Below are 1,604 nucleotides of genomic sequence, written 5' to 3'. Positions count from 1 at the left end.
ATCCGGAGGCTGCTGTGGTCTGGCTGGGCATGGTGGGAGGCGGCGTCGGAGCTGCTGGCGTCGCTGGGGCACGACGTGGTCGACGTCCCGGTGTCGCTGCCTGAGACCGCGGTGCCGGTGTTCGAGCCCTGCTGGGCGGTGCTGACCGCGCTCTCGGTGGTGCCCCCGGGGCGGGAGCCGCTGCTGCGTCCGCTGACCCGCTGGCTCGCCGACCGCGGGCGGGCCGTGTCCGGGCCGGAGTTCGGGCTGGCGATCGGGGAGATGCGCCGGCTGGCCGCAGGCGCGCTGGCCGCACTGGCGCCGTACGACGCCGTGCTCACCCCGACCCTCGCGCAGCCGCCGCTGCCGGTCGGCGCGCTGCGCGACGACGCGGACCCCGCGGCGGACTTCGAGGCGCAGAAGTCGTTCACCCCGTGGACCTCGGCCTGGAACGTCACCGGGATGCCGGCGGTGTCGCTGCCGCTGCACTGGACGCCCGAGGGGCTCCCGGTGGGCGTGATGCTGGCCGCCCGGCCCGCGGAGGAGTCGCTGCTGCTGGCGCTCGCGGCGCAGGTGGAGGCGGCCGCCCCGTGGTCCGACCGCCGCCCCCCTGGCTGGTGACCCGTCGTAGATTTCCGCGGACTAGGCGAACCAGCCGGGCGCCCGGCGGCGGAACTCCTCGGGCGCGAGCGTGCCGGCCCCGGCCGGAACCGTCGCGACGACGGGTACGCCGGTGAGGCGTGGCAGGTCGTCGGCGTTGCACTCCTCGGCCAGCCCCGGGTCGGCCGGCCACGAGCCGATCACCAGGCCGGCCGGCTCGATGCCCCGGGCCCGCAGCGCGTTGACGGTCAGCTCGGTGTGGTTGAGCGTGCCCAGCCGGAGGCTGGTGACCACCAGCACGTCCGCCGCCAGCTCCTGCGCCAGGTCCGCGATCGTGCCGCCGTCGCGGTCCAGGCGGACCAGCAGCCCGCCGGCTCCCTCGACCAGCACCGTGTCGTGGAACTCCGCCAGCACGCGGATCCGGTCGGCGTACTCGCTGACCGGCGGGATGTGCGTGCCTCGCAGGAGCGCGGCGGTGTCAGGGGCCAGCGGGTCGGGCAGGGCCGTGAACTCCTGGGCGGCGCACCCGGTGAGCCGGTGCACCTCGTCGGCGTCGCCGGGATCGTGCGGGCCCACCCCGGTCTGCACCGGCTTGACGACCACCACCGTGCCGGTGGCCGCGGCCGTCGTGGCCAGCGCGGCGGTCACCACCGTCTTGCCGATGTCGGTGTCGGTCCCGGTGACCACGACGATCCGGCTCATCGGTGGGTCTCCACCACCCGGGCGACCACATCGGCCGCCCGCGACCACTCCGCGTCGGTGGGGCCGGCGCTCGCGGTGACCCGGAGGCGCGAGACCCCGTCGGGGGTGGAGGGCGGCCGGAAGCAGCCCACCCGCACGCCCTCGTCGAGGGCGGCGGCCTGAGCGGCCAGAGCGGTCTGTGGCGAGGGCATCGGCACCGAGAGTACGGCGCCGCCGGGCGGCTCGACGCCGAGGGTCCGCGCCAGGGCGGAGACGCGACCCCGGACGACCTCGCACAGCTCCGGGTGAGCGCGCAGGTGCCGCAGCGCGGCCAGCGCGCCCGC

The 1,604-nt window shown here is 76.7% G+C and carries 2 protein-coding genes and 1 pseudogene; 1 reads left to right on the top strand and 2 read right to left on the bottom strand.

The window, feature by feature from the left end; genetic code table 11:
* Positions 1-600, top strand: a 600-nt coding sequence (locus tag PLP61_RS17035; protein WP_324503991.1) for an amidase family protein, incomplete at its 5' end; no start/stop codon positions are given.
* Between the two features lie 21 nt (positions 601-621).
* Here the strand turns inward: PLP61_RS17035 and bioD are convergent.
* Together bioD and PLP61_RS17025 are read right to left on the bottom strand one after the other, a co-directional pair.
* Positions 622-1,281, bottom strand: coding sequence for a dethiobiotin synthase (bioD, locus tag PLP61_RS17030; protein WP_324503990.1), 660 nt, complete (start codon positions 1,279-1,281; stop codon positions 622-624).
* Positions 1,278-1,604 (bottom strand): annotated as a pseudogene (locus tag PLP61_RS17025) (8-amino-7-oxononanoate synthase); the annotation flags it as partial. The gene bioD and the pseudogene PLP61_RS17025, both read right to left, overlap by 4 nt.

It is taken from the genome of Nocardioides sp. (assembly GCF_035429765.1).
Classification (GTDB): domain Bacteria; phylum Actinomycetota; class Actinomycetes; order Propionibacteriales; family Nocardioidaceae; genus Nocardioides.
The sequence above is the reverse complement of the archived record's forward strand: the minus strand, read 5'-3'. Positions and strand labels throughout refer to the sequence as shown.

What these genes read in the sequence shown, in the direction of transcription:
- bioD (WP_324503990.1), bottom strand. Translation starts at nt 1,281, where the DNA reads ATGAGCCGGATCGTCGTGGTCACCGGGACCGACACCGACATCGGCAAG.